Origin of the sequence: Rhodopseudomonas sp. BR0C11 (assembly GCF_010820945.1) — a bacterium.
GTDB lineage: Bacteria > Pseudomonadota > Alphaproteobacteria > Rhizobiales > Xanthobacteraceae > Rhodopseudomonas > Rhodopseudomonas palustris_H.
In genome coordinates this window covers 1-2,510 of sequence record NZ_QTKI01000550.1, presented here as the reverse complement: position 1 = coordinate 2,510, position 2,510 = coordinate 1, and the positions used below count along the sequence as shown (strand labels likewise).

Annotated in this window: 2 protein-coding genes and 1 pseudogene; all 3 read left to right on the top strand. The window is 67.5% G+C overall.

From position 1 onward, the window contains the following. Positions 1-192: 192 nt before the first annotated feature. Positions 193-894, top strand: a pseudogene (locus DYI24_RS24930) (phosphatidylserine decarboxylase); the annotation flags it as partial. A gap of 73 nt (positions 895-967) precedes the next feature. Continuing rightward, positions 968-1,840: a CDP-diacylglycerol--serine O-phosphatidyltransferase gene (gene pssA, locus DYI24_RS24925; protein ID WP_104513099.1), complete on the top strand. Its 873-nt coding sequence runs from the start codon at positions 968-970 to the stop codon at positions 1,838-1,840. A gap of 134 nt (positions 1,841-1,974) precedes the next feature. Further along, on the top strand, positions 1,975-2,510 hold a 536-nt coding region (locus tag DYI24_RS24920), incomplete at its 3' end, for an RraA family protein (protein WP_164574232.1).

Genomic DNA, 2,510 nt, shown 5'->3' with positions numbered 1-2,510 from the left:
GCTGGCGGGATTGACGCAAGAATGTGGAACAAGCAGCGCGAGGCCGAAGAGGCGCGCGAGCGGCTGGCGCTGATCGGCGACGATGATTCACCGGTTCGTAAGCCGGAAATCGACGACGATCTGGCAACTTCGGCGGCGGCGGAGTAATCGTGTTGCAGCGCCACGCAACAGGCTTTCGAAGTTAGGGGACGTCCGATGTCCATCGTCAATTCCGTTCGCGCCCAGATCCCGCCGATCCATCGGGAGGGCTATCCGTTCGTCGGCGCCTTTGCGCTGGTGACGCTGATTCTGTTCTGGATCTGGTCGCCGCTCGGCTGGATCGGCACCGTGCTGACGATCTGGTGCGCCTATTTCTTCCGTAACCCGGCCCGGACGACCCCGGTGCGCGACGGTCTGGTGGTGTCGCCGGCCGATGGCCGCGTTTCGATGGTGGTCGACATCATCCCGCCGCCGGAGCTGGGGCTGGGCGCAAAGCCGCTGCCGCGCGTCTCGATCTTCATGAGCGTGTTCAACTGCCACGTGAATCGCAGCCCGGTGGCCGGCCGGATCGAGCGGATCGTGTATTCGCCCGGCAAGTTTATCAACGCCGAGCTTGACAAGGCCAGCGAAGACAACGAGCGCAATTCGATGGTGCTGTCGACCGAGCACGGCCAGATCGGCGTGATCCAGATCGCCGGCCTGATCGCCCGCCGGATCGTGTCTTTCGTCCGTGAGGGCCAGCCGCTGGTTGCCGGCGAGCGCTTCGGCCTTATCCGGTTCGGTTCGCGCCTCGACGTCTATCTGCCCGAGGGCACCAAGCCGCTGGTCGCCGAAGGCCAGACCGCGATCGCCGGCGAGACCATCCTGGCCGACCTCAAGGGCGGCGACGCTGGACGGACGTACCGGACCGACTAACATCGGGGCCGCCGGCCCGAAGGTTGCCATGATGGCCGAGCAGGATGGTGGTTCCGAGACGAGAGCGAAACCGATGCCTTTCGATCTGAATTCCCCTGAGACGCCGCGTCGCCGGTTCGGGCCGATTCCGGTGCGCCTGCTGGTGCCGAACGTCATCACCCTGCTGGCGATCTGCGCCGGCCTGACGGCGATCCGGCTGGCGACCGAGGGGCGGATGGAGCTGGCGGTCGCGGCGATCGTGTTCGCGGCGGTGCTCGACGGGATCGACGGCCGCGTCGCCCGGATGATCAAGGGCCAGTCGAAATTCGGTGCCGAGCTCGACAGCCTGGCGGATTTCGTCAATTTCGGCGTCGCGCCGGGCCTGATCCTGTACTTCTGGCAGCTGCATTTCCTCAGCAATGTCGGCTGGATCGCCGCCATGGTGTTCGCGATCAGCGGCGGCCTGCGGCTGGCGCGGTTCAACGCCACCATGGACGATCCCAACAAGCCGGCGTTCGCCGCCAACTTCTTTACCGGCGTACCGGCCCCGGCCGGCGCCATCACCGTACTGTTGCCGGTCTATATGGGCTTCCTCGGCGCGCCGACGCCGCCGGCGGTGCTGACCGCCGTCTACACGCTGCTAATCGCCTTCCTGATGGTGTCGCGGCTGCCGGTGTTCTCCGGCAAGACGGTGAAGATGCGGGTGGCGCCCGAGATGGTGCTGCCGCTGTTCGTCTCGGTGGTGTTGTTCATCGCGCTGTTGATCGGCTACCCGTGGCACATCCTGTCGGCCTGCTCGGTGCTGTACCTGCTCAGCCTGCCGGTCGGCTGGCGGTCGTATCGCGACCATCAGCGCAATGCCGCAACAGCCCAGCAGGGCAAAGCCGCGCCCGCCGGCCAAAAGCCGACCCTGGTCGTGAACGATCCGGCCCCACGCGACGACGACCGCCCGGCGCGGCTGAACTGACCGCGGTACTGTCAGTGGCGTTACGCGCTGCCCCTTGGGCGGTATTCTGAAACTCGCTATAGGGCAGGGCTGTCGCCGGGGTTGAACGGCCGCCGCCAACGGACGGCCGGGTCTGGCGACGCTGGAGGACGCCCGTGAGCCAACCTGATTCCGGTCCCGTGCCGACCGCCGTGCTCGAAGCCCTGGCCCGCTACGACACCCCCACGATCTGCAACGCGATGGAAGTGGTCGCCCCCGAGCGGCGCGCGATCGGCTTCACCACGCGCCCGCTGGTCTGCCCGTTCCCGCAGCTTCCGCCGATCGTCGGCTATGCCCGCACCGCGACCATCCGCGCCACCGTGCCGTCCAGCCTTCCGCCGGCCGAGCGACGGGCCAAGCAGATGGCCTATTACGAATATGTCGGCTCCGGCGCCGGCCCCCGCATCAGCGTGATCCAGGACATCGACGGGCCGGATGCCGGGTTCGGCGCGTTCTGGGGCGAGGTCAACAGCGCCGTGCACAAGGCGCTCGGCTGCCTTGGCGTGATCACCGACGGCTCGATCCGCGACGTGCCGCAATGGGCGCCGGGCTTCCAGGCGCTGGCCGGCTCGATCGGTCCCTCGCATGCTCACGTTCACGTCACCGGCTTCGGCGCCGAGGTCCGGGTGGCCGGCATGACGGTGTGCGATGG

What these genes read in the sequence shown, in the direction of transcription:
- pssA (WP_104513099.1), top strand. Translation starts at nt 968, where the DNA reads ATGCCTTTCGATCTGAATTCCCCTGAGACGCCGCGTCGCCGGTTCGGG.